Consider the following 17,686-nt stretch of genomic DNA (forward strand, 5'->3'; position numbering starts at 1 on the left):
ATTGTTTTGACTGGTTCATCGTCTTGACTGGCTTTTGGCTATTGCTCCACGACCAGCAGCAGGTCTCCGCCCTGCACCTGCTCCACCGCGGAGATGGCGAGGCGGGAAACCCTGCCGCCCACCGGCGTCGTGATGGATGCCTCCATCTTCATCGCCTCGATGGTGGCCACCGTGTCGCCGGCGTTGACGGTGTCACCGGTCTTGACCGTGACGGTGACGGCGCCGGCGAACGGTGCAGCCACGTGGCCCGGCTGCGCCGGATCTGCCTTCTCTGCGGCCTTGACGTTGCTCACCACGGAACGGTCGCGCACCACTACGGGCCGGGACTGGCCGTTGAGGGTACACATCACGGTCCGCATGCCCTTTTCGTCCGGCTCGGAGACCGCCTCCAGGGAAGCGATCAGCCGCACGCCACGCTCCAGCGTGATCTCGTGCTCCTGGCCCCGCTGGAGCCCGTACAGGTAGTCACGGGTATCCAGAACCGAGATGTTGCCGTAGGTTTCGACACTCTTGAGGTAGTCCTTGGTGGGGCCCTCGAACAGCAGCCGGTTCAGCGTGTGCTGGCGGGTCTTGGAGTCGGACTTCAGCGCAGCGCTGTCTTCGGCACTGAGCTCGACGTCGCGGACCTTCACGCTCCTGCCCTGCAGGGCCTTGGTGCGGAAGGGTTCCGGCCAGCCTCCGGGAGGGTCGCCCAGCTCGCCGGACAGGAACCCGATCACGGAATCGGGGATGTCGTAGTTCTGCGGGTTCTCGTTGAAGTCCGCCGGGTCCGCATTCAGGCCCACCAGGTGCAGGGCAAGGTCGCCCACCACCTTGGAGGACGGTGTCACCTTCACCAGGCGCCCAAGGATCCGGTCAGCGGCCGTGTACATGTCCTCGATGGCCTCGAAGCGCTCCCCCAGCCCCAGCGCCATGGCCTGCTGGCGCAGGTTGGACAGCTGGCCGCCCGGGATCTCGTGCTGGTAGACCCGGCCGGTGGGGCCCGGAAGGCCCGACTCGAACGGCGCGTAGACGCGGCGGACAGCCTCCCAGTACGGTTCCAGCGAGCTGACCGCAGCCAGGCTGAGGCCGGTGTCCCGTGGCGTGTGTTCCAGCGCTGCGACCAACGCCGACGCCGAGACCTGGCTGGTGGTTCCGGCCAGGGAAGCGGAGGCAACATCCACGGCGTCCACACCGGCGTCCACGGCAGCCAGCAAGGTGGCCAGCTGGCCGCCCGCGGTGTCGTGGGTGTGCAGGTGGACCGGCAGGTCGAAGCGGTCCCGAAGTGCGGCAACGAGCTTGGCTGCGGCAGCGGGCCGCAGCAGGCCTGCCATGTCCTTGATGGCAAGGATGTGCGCGCCGGCGTCGACGATCTTCTGCGCGAGCTCGAGGTAGTAGTCCAGCGTGTAGAGCGTCTCGTTGGGGTCCAGCATGTCGCCTGTGTAGCAGAGCGCCACTTCGGCGACGGCGGTGCCCGTTGCCCGGACAGCCCGGATGGCCGGCGCCATCTGGCTGACATCGTTGAGCGCGTCGAAGATGCGGAAGATATCGATGCCGGTTGCGGCGGCCTCATTGACGAAGGCCTCGGTGACCTCTTCCGGGTACGGCGTGTAGCCCACGGTGTTGCGGCCGCGGAGCAGCATCTGCAGGCACACGTTCGGAAGTGCGGTGCGCAGCGCCGCCAAGCGGTCCCACGGGTCTTCGCCCAGGAAGCGCAGCGCGACGTCGTAGGTGGCGCCGCCCCATGCCTCGACGGACAAGAGTTCCGGCAGGAGCGCGGTGACAGCAGGGCCTGCGGCCACAAGGTCGCGGGTACGGACACGGGTGGCCAGGAGCGACTGGTGCGCGTCCCGGAAAGTGGTGTCGGTAACCGCGACGGCGTTCTGCTCACGAAGAGCCCTGGCGAAGCCTTCCGGCCCCAGCTCCAGGAGCCGCTGCCGGGAACCGGGCGCGGCCTGCTTCCCCTTGACGGACGGAAGCTTGTCGGCCGGGTTGGAGTGGACCGTCAGTTCGCCGTTGGGCTTGTTGACGGTGACCTCGGCCAGCCAGGTGAGGAGCTTGGTACCGCGGTCCGCGGAAACCCTCGCCTTCAGCAGCTGCGGGCGTTCGTCGATGAAGTTGGTGGCGACGTCGCCTGCGATGAAATCGGCATCGTCCAGCACCGCCTGCAGGAAGGAGATGTTGGTGGACACACCGCGGATACGGAACTCTGCAAGGGCGCGGCGTGCCCGTGCCACGGCGGCCGGGTAGTCCCGGCCGCGGCAGGTCAGCTTGACCAACATGGAGTCGAAGTGGGGGCTGATCTCGGCACCCGAGTAAACCGTGCCGCCGTCGAGCCGTACGCCAGCACCGCCGGCGGACCGGTAGCCGGTGATCTTTCCAACGTCGGGGCGGAAGCCGTTCGCGGGGTCCTCGGTGGTGATGCGGCTCTGCAGCGCGGCGCCGCGCAGCTTGACCGTGTCCTGGGAGAGCCCAAGGTCCGCCAGCGTTTCACCGGCGGCGATCCTCATCTGTGCCTGCACCAGGTCAACGTCCGTAACCTCTTCGGTGACGGTGTGCTCCACCTGGATGCGCGGGTTCATTTCAATGAACACGTGCTGGCCTGCCCGCTCACCCACGGTATCCACGAGGAACTCGACGGTGCCCGCGTTAACGTAGTTCAGCGCCTGGGCGAACTTAACGGCGTCCCGGTAGAGGGCCTGCCGGATGTTCTCGTCCAGGTTCGGGGCGGGGGCGATCTCGATGACCTTCTGGTGCCGCCGCTGGATGGAGCAGTCCCGCTCGAACAGGTGCATGACGTTGCCCTCGGCATCGGCCAGGATCTGCACCTCGATGTGGCGGGGGCGCAGGACAGCCTGCTCCAGGAACATGGTGGGATCGCCAAACGCAGCATCCGCTTCACGCATGGCGGACTTCAGTGCCTCGGGGAGCGCTTCGCGGGTATCAACCCGGCGCATGCCGCGGCCACCGCCGCCGGCCACTGCCTTGGCGAAAATGGGGAAACCGATCTCGTCCGCCGCTGCCAGCAGCTCGTCGAGGTCCTTCGACGGCGCACTGGACTTCAGGACGGGAACACCCGCGTCACGGGCAGCCTTAAGGGCCGCCACCTTGTTGCCGGCAAGCTCCAGCACCTCAGCAGGAGGGCCGACGAAGGTAATGCCGGCTTCCTTGGCCGCACGTGCCAGATCGGGGTTTTCCGAAAGGAAACCGTAGCCGGGGTAGATGGCGTCCGCGCCGGACTCCTTGGCCACGCGGATCACCTCGGCAACGTCCAGGTATGCCCGGACGGGATGCCCTTCCTCGCCAATCAGGTAGGCCTCGTCCGCCTTCTGGCGGTGGATAGAGTTCCTGTCCTCATTTGGAAAAACGGCAACGGTCTTGGCGCCCAGCTCGTAGCCGGCGCGGAAGGCCCTGATCGCGATTTCGCCGCGGTTGGCCACCAGAACTTTGGAAAACATACTTCTCCTGCATCATTGCGGGTGGATCGGTGAGTGGTCACAGTGTCTAGGACCTCCAAGGACAAACACAAATCTTTGTGGCCACCATCACAGATTTCCCCGTCATGTCCCGATCGCTTTCCCCAGGCCCGGCGGAAAGCGCCCCGGCAGCACAGCCGATGCCATGCCGACTCCCCGTAAAGCAGGATTCGCCGACGCATCCACATATGATGAGTAGGGCGGCAGGACCGTCCGGCTTCGGCTCTGCCGGAGCAAACATTACTCCCAACACGGCATCCGGCGTTAGGTTTTGGTCTCTCAAGTGCAAGTAGTCAGCATCAGCAGCCTTAAGGGTGGAGTCGGCAAGACTTCCGTCACCACAGGATTGGCGTCTGCGGCGCTGGCCGCGGGCGTCCGCACACTGGTGGTGGACCTCGACCCCCATGCGGACGCAACCACCGCCCTGGGCGTCCAGCCGGGCGACCAGCTGGACATCGGCAGGATGCTGAAAAGCCCCCGCCGCGCCAAGCTGGCCGACAACGTGGTAGGCAGCAGCTGGACAGTGCGGGCCCACACCAACGGTTCCGGACCCGCCGTCCTGGACGTCGCCGTCGGCTCCGCCTACACGGGAATCTACGACCGCCCCGACCTCGGCCGCCGTGACCTGCGGCGCCTCTCCACCGTCCTGGCGGGTGCGGACAACTACGACCTCGTCCTGATCGACTGCCCGCCGTCACTCAACGGGCTGACCCGCATGGCGTGGTCCGCCAGCGACAAAGTGGCGCTCGTGGCCGAGCCGGGACTCTTCTCCGTGGCCGGAACGGAACGCACCATGCGCGCCATACAGCTGTTCCGCCAGGAGTTCGCCCCCAACCTCTCCCCTGCCGGCATCGTGGCCAACCGGGTCCGGACGGGTTCCTCCGAGCACACGTACCGGCTCGCCGAGATGGAGTCCATGTTTGGCGAACTCCTCCTGAGCCCCCGCATCCCGGAGCAGGCGAACTGGCAGCAGATCCAGGGGGCTGCCCATCCGGTGCACCATTGGCCGGGCGACTCCGCCAAGTCTGCGGCGGCACTCTTTGACGAGCTGCTGGCCAACATGATGGCTGTGGGCAGCGGGTTGCGCAGCCGCACGCGGTAGGAAGTCCAGACTTAACGGCAGAAGCCGCCCTCCGGAGGGAGAGCGGCTTCTGCCGTATATACGGTCAGCTGATCTTGCGTGCTGCCCGCCGCTTGCTCAATTCGTCGTCCGGAAAGGACTGCTCCGCGGCGTGTTCGCTGGGCAGTGAGGCGAGGCTGCCTTCAACTTCGCGCCACACCCGGCCCACGGCGATGCCGAAGACTCCTTGTCCGCCCTGGACGAGGTCGATGACCTCATCGGCCGAGGTGCACTCGTAGACACTCGCGCCGTCGCTCATCAGGGTGATCTGCGCGAGGTCCTCCACACCGCGTTCGCGCAGGTGCTCAACGGCCGTGCGGATCTGCTGAAGGGAAACGCCAGTGTCCAGGAGGCGCTTGACCACCTTGAGGACAAGGATGTCGCGGAAGCCGTACAGCCGCTGCGATCCGGAACCGGCGGCGCCGCGCACAGCGGGTTCCACGAGTCCGGTACGTGCCCAGTAGTCCAGCTGCCGGTAGGTGATGCCTGCCGCCTTGCAGGCAGTGGGTCCGCGGTAGCCGGCGTCCTCATCCAGTACCGGGAGGTCCTCGGTAAACAGGAGGCCCTGGGCACCACTCGCGGGCACAGCAACACCAGCCGTGGGCTGTTTAAGCCCGCCTGCTTCGCCTTTGGGACTCACCTGGATCCTCCTTGTCGTACGCTCCCGGGGAACACCTGCAGCAGCCTTGGCATGAAGACCATGCATGTAATTTTCGCGGGGCGCACTTTCCAGTGTGACTTGCGCGGCTGCCGTAAGCAATGGGAACTTGATACTTCGACGTTAGGCCCGGCAGGTCCCAAGGTCAAAGACCCCGGGGCCTTTGGCAGGGCGTGTCGAAACTTTCACCCTCAACTTTAACCTTAACGTGACCTCAGCCATCGAAGTCCTCGGGCTCCACGTCGTCCAGGAACTCGCGGAAGCGGCGCAGCTCGCGTTCTTCGTCCACCGTGGGGCCCGGCTCGGTGTCCTCACCCTCGTCGTGCTCGGTGATCCGCACCCCGGCCTCTTCCATCACTGAATCGGCGCACCAGATCCGGCACTTCGCGCGGAGGGCTATCGCCAGCGCATCGGAAGCCCTGGAGCTCACGGTGGTGCCGTTTTCAAACTGCAGCTGCCCATAAAAGATGTTGTCTTCGACAGCCACGATGTTGACGCTGACCACGGAGTGGCCCAGGGATTCCACCACATCCACCAGGAGGTCATGGGTCATGGGGCGGGGCGGGACAACGCCCTGCTGCGCCAGCGCAATGGCGCTGGCTTCCGGAGTGCCGATCCAAATGGGGACATGGCGTTCCCCGTGCATCTCCCGCAGCAGGACCAGCGGCTGGTTGGAAGGCAGTTCGATCCGAACGCCTACAATCTCGACTTCAATCATCAGATGTCCATGCGTGAGATGTGGTCCTGCACCAGAGCCCGGTGCAGGGTGAGGCAGAGGTCGCTGATTTCACGGGCGGCCTCGGCGGCCCGTGCCTGGGAGGCAGAGTCCTTGCGGGAAGCAAGCGGCGCCACCGCGCGTTCCACCAGGCCGAATTCCCGTTCCGCCGCGGCCTGGAAAGGCCGCAGGTGGCGGGGTTCCAGCCCATGGCCCTCAAGCTGTACACAGGCGCGCGCCACCTGGAGGGCATGTTCGTCGAACTGGCCGTTGCTGTGGCTGATCAGTCCGAAGTCCAGGAGCGCCTGCAGCAGGGGCACACTGGCGCCGGACTCCGTGCGCAGCTGCTCCTCCGTGAGCCTGCGCCCGCGGTTCTGCAGCTCGGCCGCCAGTTCGTCGGAGACGATGCGCGGGGACACCACGACGCCGGGCGGAAGGTTTTCCGGCCGCTCTCCCCTGTCGATGGCGTCAAGGTAGTCCTTGATGACTTTCAGGGGGAGGTACTGGTCCCGCTGCAGGGCCAGCACGAAGCGCAGCCGTTCCACGTCGCCGTCGGAATACTGCCGGTAACCCGCAGGCGTACGCCGCGGGTTAATCAGCCCCTTTTCTTCGAGGAAGCGGATCTTGGACGCAGTCATGCCCGGGAAGTCGCCGCTGAGCTGCGCGAGGACTTCGCCGATGTTGAGAACCTGCGGTCCCCGGCGTTCCGGTTGTGCCATTGCCACAGGCAGCGGTCCCCGGTTCAGCCGCGGCCTGCAGCACTGGCAGGGCTCAGGTAGAAGGTGAGGCGGAACTTGCCGATCTGGACTTCGCTGCCGTTCTTGAGCTCAACACTGTCAACGCGGTCGTGGTTGACGTAGGTGCCGTTCAGGCTGTTCTTGTCCACCACTTCAAAGCTCCGGGCAGTCCGGCGGAACTCCACATGCCGGCGGGATACCGTGACGTCATCGAGGAAGATATCGGCGTCCGGGTGGCGGCCGGCCGTGGTGACGTCGGAGTCGAGCAGGAAGCGGGCGCCGGCGTTCGGCCCGCTGTGCGCAACGAGAAGGGCAGATCCGGCCGGCAGTGCCTCAACGGAGCTGCGCTCATCGGAGGAAAGCTTGGGGGCGATGGTGGGTTCATCGGTGACCGGAGTGAGATGGATGGAGGTGGTCTCCGACGCCTTAGCCGCACCCGAGCCGTATTCCCCATCGGCAGGGTTCTGTCTGTGGCCAGCCATGGATTCCTCCTCTTCCCGCTGCAGCCCCTGGGCCTGCAGCCAACGTTTACCCTCCGGCCCGCTCAGCAGGTCCGGCGCCGGCTCCCCATCCGGCCGCTGACGTGCGAAGACGTCCTGCCTGCGACGCGGGGCCGGACCGGATGTACCGGTTAGCTTTAGCCTACCTGTTGTTCGTACTCGGATGCACTGAGCAACGAGTCAACGGCGTCAGCTTCGGCGAGTTTGACCTCAATCAACCAGCCGTCGCCGTACGGATCAGTGTTGATCAGGGCCGAATCAGTGTCCAGGGACTCGTTGCGGGCCACTACTTCGCCGGAAACCGGGGCGTAGATATCGCTGACGCTCTTGGTGGACTCGACTTCACCCACCACTTCGTTTGCCGTAATCTTGGTGCCGATTTCCGGCATCTGGGCGTAAACAACATCTCCAAGCGCGTCCTGGGCGAAGTCGGTAATGCCCACGCGGACCACGCCGTCGGCATTGGGGGCAGTTACCCACTCATGTTCAGCAGTGTAGGACAGGTCTTCGGGAATGTTGCTCATCGGGGGCCTTTCATCGGGTCAAACACCTGGGTCACTGGGGCCCGGGAACAGGCCGCCGCTGAAAGTATAGGCACATCTGCCGGGGCGTTCAGCGGGGATTCTGACAAGATGGGTCGCATGAGCGCGCGCATTGATGCCGGATGCCCGGGGCCAGGCAGGTAAGCCATGCCGGAACTTCCCGAAGTGGCCGGTCTGGCCGGGTTTTTGAACGAACAACTGCAGGGCTGTGTCGTGGCCAAACTGCAGATTGCATCCTTCGCCGTGCTCAAGACGGCTGATCCGCCCTTCACGGCGATGGAGGGCCGCACCGTGACCGGCGTGCAGCGGTTTGGAAAGTTCATCAGCATTGACACCGGTGGCATCTCGTTTGTGTTCCATCTGGCCAAGGCAGGGTGGATCCGCTTCACGGACTCCCCCGCGGCCGGACAGTTGAAGATGGGCAACGGCCACATCGCGGCCCGGCTCGTTTTCGCGGGGGCGGAAGGTGACCGGGGTTTTGACCTTACGGAAGCCGGGACGAAAAAGAGCCTGGCCATTTATGTGGTGCGGGACCCGCAGGAAGTTCCGGGCATCGCCACGCTGGGGCCGGACCCCTTCGCTGAAGCGTTCGACGTCGGCATGCTGGCGGAGATCCTCGGCGGCAGTTCGCAGCAGATCAAGGGGCTCCTGCGGAGCCAGAGCGTGATCGCCGGAATCGGCAACGCCTACAGCGACGAGATCCTGCATGCGGCCCGGATTTCGCCCTTCGCCCCGGCCAAGTCCCTGGACCGGGAGACGGTGCAGGTCCTGTACGACGCCATCCATGACATCCTCGGCACTGCGCTGGCCGAAGCCAGCGGCAAGCCGCCCAAGGACCTCAAGGACGTGAAGCGAAGCCACATGCGCGTCCATGCCAGGACCGGCCAGCCTTGTCCGGTATGCGGGGACACGGTCCGGGAGGTCTCCTTTGCCGACACGGCGCTGCAGTACTGCCCCACGTGCCAGACCAAGGGCAAGATCCTCGCGGACCGCCGGACCTCGAAGTTCCTGAAATAGAAACAACACCCCCCTTTTTTTGCCGGAGCCTCCCCTATTACAGTCAGAGGTCTTCACACCCGGGGTACGCCTCACTATCGTGGAAAACACGACGCCCCAGCACATCAAACGGGCGGACGGAGCTGATTACGTGAGGGTCCAGAAACCGGCGCTCATTCCTCACACAGAGTGCCTATCTGGGCCTTTTGCATGTGTTCAGTCATCACCACAGCGCCCCGCAGCGATGCACCGGGGGAAGTATCAGGTGCACTCTGACGCCGGCGCTGGCACCCTCAAGCATGGTGCTGCTCTTGGAGCGCCGATCGGGCTTGGGACAAAACCGTAGACAGGCGAGTCAACAACGGAGTGGACCGCGCCTAACCAAAGCCATGCCCACTCTGCCGGCTCACCCGTTCCTGCGGTATCGATCATGCGATCACCTAAGGAAATGCAATGAACAAAGTATCCCGCCTTCTCGGCTCAACTGTCCTCGCCACAGGCCTGGCCTTTGGTGGAGCGGCTGTGGCAGCAGGTCCCGCTCTAGCCAACGGCGACAATGACCGTCATGGGTCTTATCAGGACAGGGACCGGAGGGATAACGACCGCGACCGCGACCGCGACCGTGACCGTGACCGGAAGTGTCACAACCACGATGCCCGCCATCATCACAATCATTACTCACATCAGCGTGATGGCCGGTATGACAGGGACTGCGACCACCGCCACCAGCGCGTGTACTACAAGGATCATCGCGGAGACTGGAAGTACGTTGTGATCGTAGTATTCGTCAACCGCTGATTGCCAAGCGTTGGGGGTGTATCGCGCGACTCGCCCAACAACGGCTGAAATGCCAAAAGCCGCTTTCCGGTAATACCGGAAAGCGGCTTTTTGGTCGGGCTGACAGGATTTGAACCTGCGACCCCTTGACCCCCAGTCAAGTGCGCTACCAAGCTGCGCTACAGCCCGTTAGTTCCGCCGTTCTCCGCTGTGCTTCATCCAAGGATTCCCCCGAGGATTTCCACCAGCAGTCCGGCCGAACCACCTAGAAGAGCTTACACGATCCAAGAGGGTGCCTGTGACACTTTCCGGGATTCTGGGCCCTGGTGTGTCGCAATTAACGCTTCTTGCCCCGCTTTTCCCGCACACGCATGCTGACTTCGATGGGTGTGCCCTCGAAGCCAAAGGTTTCCCGCAGCCGGCGGGTGATGAACCGGCGGTAGCCTGGGTCCAGGAAACCGGTGGTGAACAGCACGAACTTGGGCGGACGGCTCGAGGCCTGGGTGCCGAAGAGGATGCGGGGCTGCTTTCCGCCGCGGACCGGGTGCGGGTGCGCGGCCACCAACTCGCCCAGGAAGGCGTTCAGGCGGCCGGTGGCAATGCGCTTGTCCCAGTTCTCCAGGGCCAGGTCCAGCGCCGGCACCAGGCGGTCCTTGTGCCAGCCGGTCTTTGCCGAAATGTTGACGCGCGGCGCCCACTCCACGTGCGCCAGGTCCTGCTCAATTTCGCGCTCGAGGTAGCGGCGGCGTTCGTCGTCGAGCAGGTCCCACTTGTTGAACGCCAGGACCATGGCACGGCCGGACTCGATGGCCAGTTGGAGGATCCGGACGTCCTGCTCGCTGAGGACCTCATCAACGGCGAGAAGCACGACGGCGACCTCCGCCTTTTCGAGCGCGGCCTGCGTCCGCAGCGAGGCGTAGTAGTCAGCGCCCTGCGCCATATGCTGGCGGCGGCGGATGCCGGCGGTGTCCACGAAGCGCCAGGTGCGGCCACCCAGTTCGATGAATTCGTCCACGGGGTCGCGGGTGGTTCCGGCAGTGTTGTCCACCACCACGCGCTCAGTCCCGGCCAGCTTGTTCAGCAGCGAGGACTTGCCCACGTTCGGGCGGCCGATGAGTGCGATGCGGCGCGGACCGCCGGAGCGTTCCAGCCCCTCAATGGTCGAGAATTCGGGCAGCACGTCCATGACGTGGTCCAGCAGGTCCGCCACCCCGCGGCCATGGAGCGCCGAGACCGGGTACGGCTCGCCGAAGCCCAGGCCCCACAGAGCCGCGGAGTCCGCCTCCTGCGCGAAGTCGTCCACCTTGTTGGCCACCATGATGACCGGCTTCTTGCTGCGGCGCAGCATCTTCATCACGCCTTCATCGGTAGCCGTGGCACCGACGGCCGAGTCGACGACGAAGAGGACGGCGTCAGCGAGTTCAACGGCCATCTCGGCCTGCTCGGCGACCCGGGCGTGGATACCGCGGGCATCGTGCTCCCAGCCGCCGGTATCCACCAGGGTGAAGTTGCGGCCGTTCCAGCTCGCCGAGTACATGACGCGGTCGCGGGTCACGCCGGGAGTGTCCTCCACCACGGCTTCGCGGCGGCCCAGGATGCGGTTGACCAGGGTGGACTTGCCCACGTTGGGGCGCCCGATGATGGCCAGCACAGGATCGAGCTTGACGGGGCCGTCGAAGTCCTCGTCGCCGTATTCCCCGCTGAGCAGCGCGGCGTCGTCCTCGTCGAGGTCGTAGTCCTCCAGGCCTGCCCGGAGGGAGGCCGCGCGGAGCTCAGCCTCGTCGTCGTCAATGGCCGCCAGCCGTTCGGCAACCTGGTCGGTGCCCGTGGGCGTGTATTCGTCTTCGCCGGCGCCGGAATGGCCGGGGGTTTGAGTCGTATCGCTCATTGCACTGTCCTTAGTGGTCATCTGCCGGCGTCCCGGCTACTGCTGTTAAGTCTTTGGAGGTTTCAGCGAAAGGCAGGGGCTGCCCGCTGAGTTGGATGGCATCCCGGACGTGCCCGGCCAGCGCTGCGCGGATCTCCTGCGCCGCCCTGTCCATTGAAGCACGGCCGCTTTCCCCGGCCCGGCGGCCCAATGTAAGGGCGGTTCCGAAGCTGACATGGAACCGCCTGCCGGGCCGCGGCACAAAGTCAAGGTGCTCGTCCCCGGCCCGGGTCCCCAGGATGGCCACGGGTACTACCGGCGCTCCGGAATTCAGGGCAAGCCAGGCTACCCCGCCGTTGATATCGGAGGCTTCACCGCTCCCCCGGGTTCCTTCAGGGAGGATTCCGACGCAACGGCCGGCGGCGAGGAGGTCCTTGCTGCGCTGCAGCGCAGCCCGGTCACCCTGCCGGTCCACGGGCAGCTGCCCGGAAGCGGTCAGCACCCTGCCCAGGAATCCCTTGAACATCTCCTGCTTGACCAGGATGTGCATGGGCCGCGGCGAGGCGCCGAACATTATGGGCCCGTCCAGGAAGCTGATGTGGTTGCCGGCGAAGATCACCGGTCCCCCGGTGGGGACGTTGGCCTTTCCGGTCACCGATGTCCGGTAGACGAGATGGTCCAGGGCCCAGCCCACAGGCCGGCTCCAGGCCATGGTCCAGCCGGAAGGCACGCCGGGCCTGCCGTCAGTCACGGTTGAGGACCTTGGTGACAATGACGAGGGCAGCGTCCACGGTCTGCTCGAAGTCAAGGTCCGAGGAGTCGAGCGTTACGACGCCGTCGGCAGCCTGCGTGAAGTTCACAACCGTGGAGTCCTTGGCGTCGCGGTGCGTCACCTGGGCAGCCAGCTGCTCCGCATCCTGCGTGCCGCCAAGCTGGATGCCGCGCCGGCGCAGCCGGGCTTCTTCGCTGGCGGTCAGCAGCATCCGCACTTCGGCTCCGGGCGCGACGACCGTGGTAATGTCCCTGCCTTCCACCACCATGCGGCGGTGGTGCTTTTCGATCAGCGCCCGTTGCCGGCGGATGAGCTCAGTCCGTGCGCCCAGGGTGGTGGCGACGGCGCTGACCGCCGAGGAGATGGCAGGCTCGCGGATGGCGTCGGTAACGTCAACACCGTCCACGCGGACAAATTCCTCCCGCGGGCTGGTGCTGAGGTCCAGCACCAGGTCCCGGGAAGCCTGCTCAACGGCGGCGGCATCGTCCAGGTCGATGCCGTTCGTGACGCAATACCAGGTCAGGGCCCGGTACATTGCCCCGGTGTCCAGGTAGGCGATCCGGAGCCGCCGGGCCACTTCCTTGCTGACGCTGGACTTGCCGGAACCCGAAGGTCCGTCGATGGCAACAACCAGCGGCCTGCCGACGCGCAGGGCGGGCATGGTGTCGAGGAGTTCTTGTGTCATTACTGAAGTACCCGCCATCCGCGGTCGTTTAATGCTTCGATCAGGTGGTCGTGCTTGTTCGGCAACACTGACAATTCCACCATGCCCACGTTCTGTCCGGATGAATGGTCGAGCCGCAGGTCTTCAACGTTCACCCCGACTTCACCAATTTCGGTCAGCAGCCGTGCAATCTGGCCGGGCCTGTCGTCCACCAGCACAGTGAGCCAGGAATACGCCTGCGGCGGACCGCCGTGCTTGCCCGGAATACGGGCCTGGCCCGCGTTGCCCTCGCTGATGAGCTGGGCAAGGTCCAGCCTGGCGCCCGGAGCGGTGGGCTGTTCCAGGGTTCCGATGAGGCGGTTCAGGTCCTCGCGCACGCCGTAGAGGATCTCCACCACCTTGGAGGCGTTCCCGCCGAGGATCTGCACCCATAAGGTGGGGTCGCTGGCCGCGATCCGTGTGACATCCCGCAGCCCGTTGCCCGCGAGGGACAACGCATGCAAGGGTGTTCCCTGAAGCCTGCTGGCCAGCAGCGAAGACATCACCTGGGGCAGGTGGGAGACCAGCGCGACGGCTTCGTCGTGTTCGTCGGCCGTGAACTGGGACACCACTGCGCCCAGGTCGTTGCCCAGCGACCGGGCCGTCTGAAGGGCGGCAGCCGAGGTTTCCTCAGACGGGCAGACCACCCATGGCATGGAGGTGAACAGCTCACCGCGGGCGGCAACCGGGCCGGACTTTTCCCGCCCTGCCATCGGATGCGTTCCAACGTAGCGCGAGAGGTCCACGCCACTGCCGCGGAGCCGGGCCAGGATATCTGCCTTGACGCTGGCAATATCCACCACCACCGAGTCCGGATAGTCAGCCAGTGCCTCCCGGACGACGTCGGCTGTGACGTCCGGCGGCGCGGCGACGACCACCAGCTGCGGCCGGCTGCTGCCCAGTTCCCGCAGCGGCCGTCCTGCGCCGATGTCAACAGCTACCGCCTGGTTTGTGGGCGAAGGGTCGGAGAGGAACACCGGCACACCGCGCCCCCGCAGGCCCAGCCCGATGCTGGTCCCGAGGAGCCCGGTACCGATGACCACCACCGGACCATCCAGGTGGCCGCGGCCCTGGCTTTTGAAGGCGGACATGTCTTAGAGCCCTACGGATGCCAGCAGGTGGCCGACTTCCTGCTTGCCGAGGTTGCGGATGCTGCCCTGGCGCTGGTCACCCAGGCCAATCGGCCCCACCTTGACGCGGACCAGGCGCAGGACCGGGAAGCCGACGGCGTCGAACAGGCGGCGGACGATGCGGTTCTTGCCGGAGTGCAGCACTACCTCGATCAGGACGTGGCCCGGAGTGGAGTCGACAAGCCGGAAGGAGTCAACAGACGCAAAACCGTCCTCCAGCTCCACACCCTCCTTGAGCTGCGCCCCGATTCCCTGCGGGAACGGCCCACGGACCTGGACCAGGTAGGTCTTGGGGACTTCGTAGGAAGGGTGCGTCAGGCGGTTGGCCAGTTCGCCGTCGTTCGTCAGCAGCAAAAGCCCTTCGGTGGCGACGTCCAGGCGGCCCACGTGGAAGAGCCGTTCGCCCTTGTTCTTGTTGTTCTTCAGGAAGTCGCTGATGCAGGGACGCCCCTCGGGATCCTCCATGGTGGAAACAACGCCCTTCGGCTTGTTGAACACCATGTAGACGAGGTTCTCGTCCAGCTGGATCCGCAGCCCGTCAACGTGGATGACAGCCGTCTTGGGGTCCACGCGGACACCGAGCTCAGTGACCACCTGTCCGTCCACTTCCACGCGGCCTTCGGCAATCATCTCTTCGCAGACGCGGCGGGACGCAACTCCGGCCGAGGCCATCACCTTTTGCAGGCGCACGCCGTCGGCGTCATGGAGTTCCGACTGGGGCACGTCGCCACGGGGTCCCTTCTTCCGGGACGGCCTGCGGACGGGGCCAAGGTTCTGGCCGAAGCGTTCGCTGCCGAAGGCACGGGAAGCGGCCGCTCCGGGAGCGCCGGTGCGGGGCTTCGGCTTGAGGGCGCCCGGAGTACCCGGGGCTTTCTTGGCTCCCGGCTTTCGGGCTGCCGGCTTCCGGGATGAGGGCTTGGCCGCCCTGGCATCCGCACCGCGGCCCTGCTGGGGCCCATCCGACGCCAAATCCGGATCGATAAAGCGCTCCTCGCGCGGCTTGGGTGCGCGTTGCGGCCCGCCGCTGCCGAACCCACCGGCCCGCTTGGGGGCACCGCTGCGGAACCCGCCCGCTGAATTGCCACCCTGGGAAGTGTTGCGTTGGGAATTGTTGCGTCCCGAACTGTTACGTGGTGAACCCTGGCGTCCCGCCTGTGTCATGACCCGTCCTTCAATGTTTTGGCTGTCAAAGGTTGTCACAGACAACCCTAGCCAGCCGTGCAGAATTACTCTGCCCTGATAAATATTTGCGTGCACGCCGGAAGTTCCGGCTTACATCCTGTCGGCGTCGTAGAACTCTGCGATGCCTTCCAGCCCCGGCAGATGCGGGGACAGGTGAGGCAAGTCCGCCACTGAGCTGATTCCCATCCGTTCCAGGAAGTATGACGTGGTCCGGTAAAGGATGGCGCCTGACTCGGGATCGGTTCCCGCGTCCTCAATCAGCCCGCGTTGGGCAAGTGTCCGTACGACAGAGTCAACGTTGACCCCGCGAATCGCAGACACCCGTGCCCGGGAAACCGGCTGCCGGTACGCAATGACCGCGAGCGTTTCCAATGCTGCCTGGGTGAGCCTGGCCGTCTGCCCCTCAAGCACATACTTACCCACAATGTCGGCAAAGTCTGCACGGGAGTAGATGCGCCAGCCACCGGCGATGTTCCGCAATTCAAAACCCCGGGGGGTGGAGCCGAAACCAGCAACGCTGGCCGATTCCACATCCGGGGCTTTAACAGTATAGCCGCTATACTCGCGCTCCAGTTCTGCGAGCAGTGCCCTGACCGCATCAACGGTCAGGTCAAGCCCCGCAGCCAGCTCCTCCTCCGTGGCCGGCTGGTCCAGGACCATCAGCACCGCCTCAAGGGCAGCCTTCGCCCCGCCCGGCAGGCTGTGGACATCCGTTGCGCCGTCCGGCAATTGCCCGTTCACAGGTGCTCCTCGTATTCCTCACTCAGGTTGTCCGCCGACCAGTCCCCGGTTCCCGCAGTCCAATGCACGGCCAGGTCCGCCAGCGGCGAGAGCTGGTCGAAGGAGACCGCCTTGTCCCGGAACAGTTCCAGGAGCGCCAGGAACCGGGCCACCACCACCAGGGTGGAATCGGCGTCGGAAATCAGCGCCCGGAAAGTCAGCGGGGATTCCTGCTGCAGGCGCAGTCCCATAATTTCCGCCTGTTCCTTGACGCTCACGTTGCTGCCGTGCAGGTGGGTCAGCCCCACCGCGGTGGGCTGCGGAGCCTTCGGCCTCAGCGCCGCCTCTGCCAGGGCGGCAAACTGTTCCGGGGTGTGCTTCCAGACGAGTTCGGGCAGCATCGCGGCGAAGTGTTCCTCCAGCGCCACCTGGCGGGGAAAGCGGCGGCCTTCCTGGTGGAGGGTTTCGCCCAGGAGGCCGGCCACGTGCTTGAAGGCTTTGTACTGGAGAAGCCGCGCGAACAGGAGGTCCCGGGCCTCGAGCAGTGCGATATCCTCGTCGTCCTCCACTTCGCCGGCCGGAAGCAGGCGGGCAGCCTTGAGGTCCAACAGCGTCGCGGCGATGACCAGGAACTCGCTGGCCTCGTCCAGTGCCCATTCCTCACCGAGCTTTTGCAGCTTGCGGATGTACTTGATGAACTCGTCCGTGACGGTGGCGATCGCCACCTCAGTGATGTCCAGCTGGTGCTTGGCGATCAGTCCCAGCAGGAGGTCGAACGGACCGGTGAAGTTGGCCAGCCGCACCTCGAAGCCGGGCTTGGTTTCGGCCACGGCGTGGCTAGGGTGCGCCGCCGCGCGAGATCAGCTCTTTGGCCAGCCGGCGGTATGCGTCGGCGCCCACGTGGTTTCCGGCGTAGCTGGTGATGGGCTCAGCAGCCACGGTGGCGTCGGCAAACTTGATGGACCGTTTGATGACGGTTTCGAAGACCTTGTCCCCGAAAGCCTCCACCAGGCGGGTGATGACTTCGCGGCTGTGGAGCGTCCGCGCGTCATACATGGTGGCGAGGACACCGTCCACCTGCAGCCGCGGGTTGAGGCGGTCCTGCACCTTGTCGATGGTTTCCACGAGCAACGCCACCGCGCGCAGGGCGAAGAATTCGCAAATCAGCGGAATGATCACGCCGTGCGCCGCGGTGAGGGCGTTGACGGTCAGGAGGCCCAGGGACGGCTGGCAGTCGATGAGGACAACGTCGTAGTCGTCTTCGACCTTCTTCAGCGCCCGGTCCAGCACCTGCTCGCGGGCTACTTCATTGACCAGCTGCACTTCCGCGGCGGAGAGGTCGATGTTGGCCGGCAGGAGGTCCACGTTCTCCACGCCGGTCTGGTGGATGGCATCGCGGATGTCCACCTTGCGGTCCATCAGCACGTTGTAGACGGTGAGGTCGAGCTCGTGGGGGTTGACGCCCAGGCCGGCCGAGAGGGCACCCTGCGGATCGAAGTCCACCAGCAGCACGCGGCGGCCGTATTCGGCCAGTGCAGCGGCAAGGTTGATGGTGGAGGTGGTTTTTCCGACGCCGCCCTTTTGGTTCACCATGGCAATGACGCGGGCCGGACCGTGGGAGGACAGCGGCGCGGGTTCCGGGAACTCGCGGTATGGGCGCCCCGTGGGACCCATCACCGCGTTTTCCAGGTCGAATTCCGTGCCCTCCAGAGTTGCTGAACCCTGTTCGCTGCTCACGTATCTATCCACACTTTCGATGACGGTGATTTCCTGCCGCTGGATGGCCAGCGCCGTTCGTTCTTGATCCCAAGG

17 protein-coding genes and 1 tRNA gene are annotated in these 17,686 nt (G+C 65.4%); 3 read left to right on the forward strand and 15 right to left on the reverse strand.

Annotated features, from left to right (window positions below):
• Positions 1 to 38: 38 nt before the first annotated feature.
• Positions 39 to 3,437, reverse strand: coding sequence for a pyruvate carboxylase (locus DXK94_RS08815; RefSeq protein WP_115524671.1), 3,399 nt, complete (start codon positions 3,435 to 3,437; stop codon positions 39 to 41).
• Between the two features lie 301 nt (positions 3,438 to 3,738).
• On the opposite strand from DXK94_RS08815, the gene DXK94_RS08820 reads away from it, so the two are divergent.
• Entirely contained in the window at positions 3,739 to 4,557 is an 819-nt protein-coding gene (locus tag DXK94_RS08820) for a ParA family protein (protein WP_115524672.1), read from the forward strand.
• Positions 4,558 to 4,621: 64 nt separating this feature from the next.
• Here DXK94_RS08820 and DXK94_RS08825 read toward each other — a convergent pair whose 3' ends face one another.
• The 5 genes from DXK94_RS08825 to gcvH form a co-directional block, all read right to left on the reverse strand.
• Positions 4,622 to 5,215, reverse strand: a complete 594-nt coding sequence (locus tag DXK94_RS08825; RefSeq protein ID WP_009358601.1) for a MerR family transcriptional regulator — start codon at positions 5,213 to 5,215, stop codon at positions 4,622 to 4,624.
• A 232-nt stretch (positions 5,216 to 5,447) separates the two neighbouring features.
• Positions 5,448 to 5,951, reverse strand: a complete 504-nt coding sequence (locus DXK94_RS08830) for a bifunctional nuclease family protein (protein ID WP_079597193.1) — start codon at positions 5,949 to 5,951, stop codon at positions 5,448 to 5,450.
• Complete coding sequence (locus DXK94_RS08835) at positions 5,951 to 6,667, reverse strand: MerR family transcriptional regulator (protein ID WP_079597194.1); 717 nt, start codon at positions 6,665 to 6,667, stop codon at positions 5,951 to 5,953. The genes DXK94_RS08830 and DXK94_RS08835 overlap by 1 nt, the downstream gene beginning before the upstream one ends.
• Before the next feature lie 23 nt (positions 6,668 to 6,690).
• On the reverse strand, positions 6,691 to 7,167 hold the full coding sequence (locus DXK94_RS08840; RefSeq protein WP_079597195.1) for an FHA domain-containing protein: 477 nt from the start codon (positions 7,165 to 7,167) through the stop codon (positions 6,691 to 6,693).
• 155 nt (positions 7,168 to 7,322) lie between these two features.
• Positions 7,323 to 7,709, reverse strand: coding sequence for a glycine cleavage system protein GcvH (gene gcvH / locus DXK94_RS08845; protein ID WP_079597196.1), 387 nt, complete (start codon positions 7,707 to 7,709; stop codon positions 7,323 to 7,325).
• Between the two features lie 165 nt (positions 7,710 to 7,874).
• Here gcvH and DXK94_RS08850 point away from each other — a divergent pair, with 165 nt between their 5' ends.
• Together DXK94_RS08850 and DXK94_RS21230 are read left to right on the forward strand one after the other, a co-directional pair.
• Positions 7,875 to 8,744 (forward strand): Fpg/Nei family DNA glycosylase, encoded by an 870-nt coding sequence (locus tag DXK94_RS08850; RefSeq protein ID WP_115524673.1) that lies wholly within the window; start codon positions 7,875 to 7,877, stop codon positions 8,742 to 8,744.
• Between the two features lie 432 nt (positions 8,745 to 9,176).
• The gene (locus DXK94_RS21230; protein ID WP_147294369.1) at positions 9,177 to 9,521 is read left to right on the forward strand and encodes a hypothetical protein; all 345 of its coding nucleotides are present in this window, start codon (positions 9,177 to 9,179) and stop codon (positions 9,519 to 9,521) included.
• A gap of 91 nt (positions 9,522 to 9,612) precedes the next feature.
• Here DXK94_RS21230 and DXK94_RS08855 read toward each other — a convergent pair.
• The 9 genes from DXK94_RS08855 to DXK94_RS08895 all read right to left on the reverse strand — a co-directional run bounded on the left by DXK94_RS08855 (position 9,613) and on the right by DXK94_RS08895 (position 17,611).
• Positions 9,613 to 9,689 (reverse strand) — tRNA-Pro (locus DXK94_RS08855).
• A 148-nt stretch (positions 9,690 to 9,837) separates the two neighbouring features.
• Positions 9,838 to 11,388 carry a ribosome biogenesis GTPase Der gene (gene der / locus DXK94_RS08860; protein WP_079597199.1) on the reverse strand — a complete coding sequence of 517 codons (1,551 nt, stop codon included), beginning with the start codon at positions 11,386 to 11,388 and terminating at the stop codon, positions 9,838 to 9,840.
• 10 nt (positions 11,389 to 11,398) lie between these two features.
• Positions 11,399 to 12,079 carry a 1-acyl-sn-glycerol-3-phosphate acyltransferase gene (locus tag DXK94_RS08865; protein ID WP_181884782.1) on the reverse strand — a complete coding sequence of 227 codons (681 nt, stop codon included), beginning with the start codon at positions 12,077 to 12,079 and terminating at the stop codon, positions 11,399 to 11,401.
• Between the two features lie 31 nt (positions 12,080 to 12,110).
• Positions 12,111 to 12,824: a (d)CMP kinase gene (gene cmk, locus DXK94_RS08870; RefSeq protein ID WP_115524675.1), complete on the reverse strand. Its 714-nt coding sequence runs from the start codon at positions 12,822 to 12,824 to the stop codon at positions 12,111 to 12,113.
• Positions 12,824 to 13,933, reverse strand: a complete 1,110-nt coding sequence (locus tag DXK94_RS08875) for a prephenate dehydrogenase (protein ID WP_115524676.1) — start codon at positions 13,931 to 13,933, stop codon at positions 12,824 to 12,826. Before DXK94_RS08875 ends, cmk begins: the two co-directional genes overlap by 1 nt.
• 3 nt (positions 13,934 to 13,936) lie before the next feature.
• Positions 13,937 to 15,133 (reverse strand): pseudouridine synthase, encoded by a 1,197-nt coding sequence (locus DXK94_RS08880; RefSeq protein WP_079597203.1) that lies wholly within the window; start codon positions 15,131 to 15,133, stop codon positions 13,937 to 13,939.
• 111 nt (positions 15,134 to 15,244) lie between these two features.
• A complete protein-coding gene (locus DXK94_RS08885) occupies positions 15,245 to 15,895 on the reverse strand; it encodes an SMC-Scp complex subunit ScpB (protein WP_115524677.1) in 651 nt (216 codons plus the stop codon).
• Positions 15,892 to 16,704 carry a ScpA family protein gene (locus DXK94_RS08890; protein WP_115524678.1) on the reverse strand — a complete coding sequence of 271 codons (813 nt, stop codon included), beginning with the start codon at positions 16,702 to 16,704 and terminating at the stop codon, positions 15,892 to 15,894. Before DXK94_RS08890 ends, DXK94_RS08885 begins: the two co-directional genes overlap by 4 nt.
• A 7-nt stretch (positions 16,705 to 16,711) precedes the next feature.
• Positions 16,712 to 17,611 (reverse strand): ParA family protein, encoded by a 900-nt coding sequence (locus tag DXK94_RS08895; RefSeq protein WP_079597205.1) that lies wholly within the window; start codon positions 17,609 to 17,611, stop codon positions 16,712 to 16,714.
• Between the last annotated feature and the right edge of the window lie 75 nt (positions 17,612 to 17,686).

This window comes from Arthrobacter sp. RT-1 (assembly GCF_003367205.1).
Lineage (GTDB): Bacteria > Actinomycetota > Actinomycetes > Actinomycetales > Micrococcaceae > Arthrobacter.

What these genes read in the sequence shown, in the direction of transcription:
- DXK94_RS08850 (WP_115524673.1), top strand. Translation starts at nt 7,875, where the DNA reads ATGCCGGAACTTCCCGAAGTGGCCGGTCTGGCCGGGTTTTTGAACGAA.
- DXK94_RS08830 (WP_079597193.1), bottom strand. Translation starts at nt 5,951, where the DNA reads ATGATTGAAGTCGAGATTGTAGGCGTTCGGATCGAACTGCCTTCCAAC.
- der (WP_079597199.1), bottom strand. Translation starts at nt 11,388, where the DNA reads ATGAGCGATACGACTCAAACCCCCGGCCATTCCGGCGCCGGCGAAGAC.
- DXK94_RS08865 (WP_181884782.1), bottom strand. Translation starts at nt 12,079, where the DNA reads ATGGCCTGGAGCCGGCCTGTGGGCTGGGCCCTGGACCATCTCGTCTAC.
- cmk (WP_115524675.1), bottom strand. Translation starts at nt 12,824, where the DNA reads ATGACACAAGAACTCCTCGACACCATGCCCGCCCTGCGCGTCGGCAGG.
- DXK94_RS08835 (WP_079597194.1), bottom strand. Translation starts at nt 6,667, where the DNA reads ATGGCACAACCGGAACGCCGGGGACCGCAGGTTCTCAACATCGGCGAA.
- DXK94_RS08880 (WP_079597203.1), bottom strand. Translation starts at nt 15,133, where the DNA reads ATGACACAGGCGGGACGCCAGGGTTCACCACGTAACAGTTCGGGACGC.
- DXK94_RS08875 (WP_115524676.1), bottom strand. Translation starts at nt 13,933, where the DNA reads ATGTCCGCCTTCAAAAGCCAGGGCCGCGGCCACCTGGATGGTCCGGTG.
- DXK94_RS08840 (WP_079597195.1), bottom strand. Translation starts at nt 7,167, where the DNA reads ATGGCTGGCCACAGACAGAACCCTGCCGATGGGGAATACGGCTCGGGT.
- DXK94_RS21230 (WP_147294369.1), top strand. Translation starts at nt 9,177, where the DNA reads ATGAACAAAGTATCCCGCCTTCTCGGCTCAACTGTCCTCGCCACAGGC.
- gcvH (WP_079597196.1), bottom strand. Translation starts at nt 7,709, where the DNA reads ATGAGCAACATTCCCGAAGACCTGTCCTACACTGCTGAACATGAGTGG.
- DXK94_RS08815 (WP_115524671.1), bottom strand. Translation starts at nt 3,437, where the DNA reads ATGTTTTCCAAAGTTCTGGTGGCCAACCGCGGCGAAATCGCGATCAGG.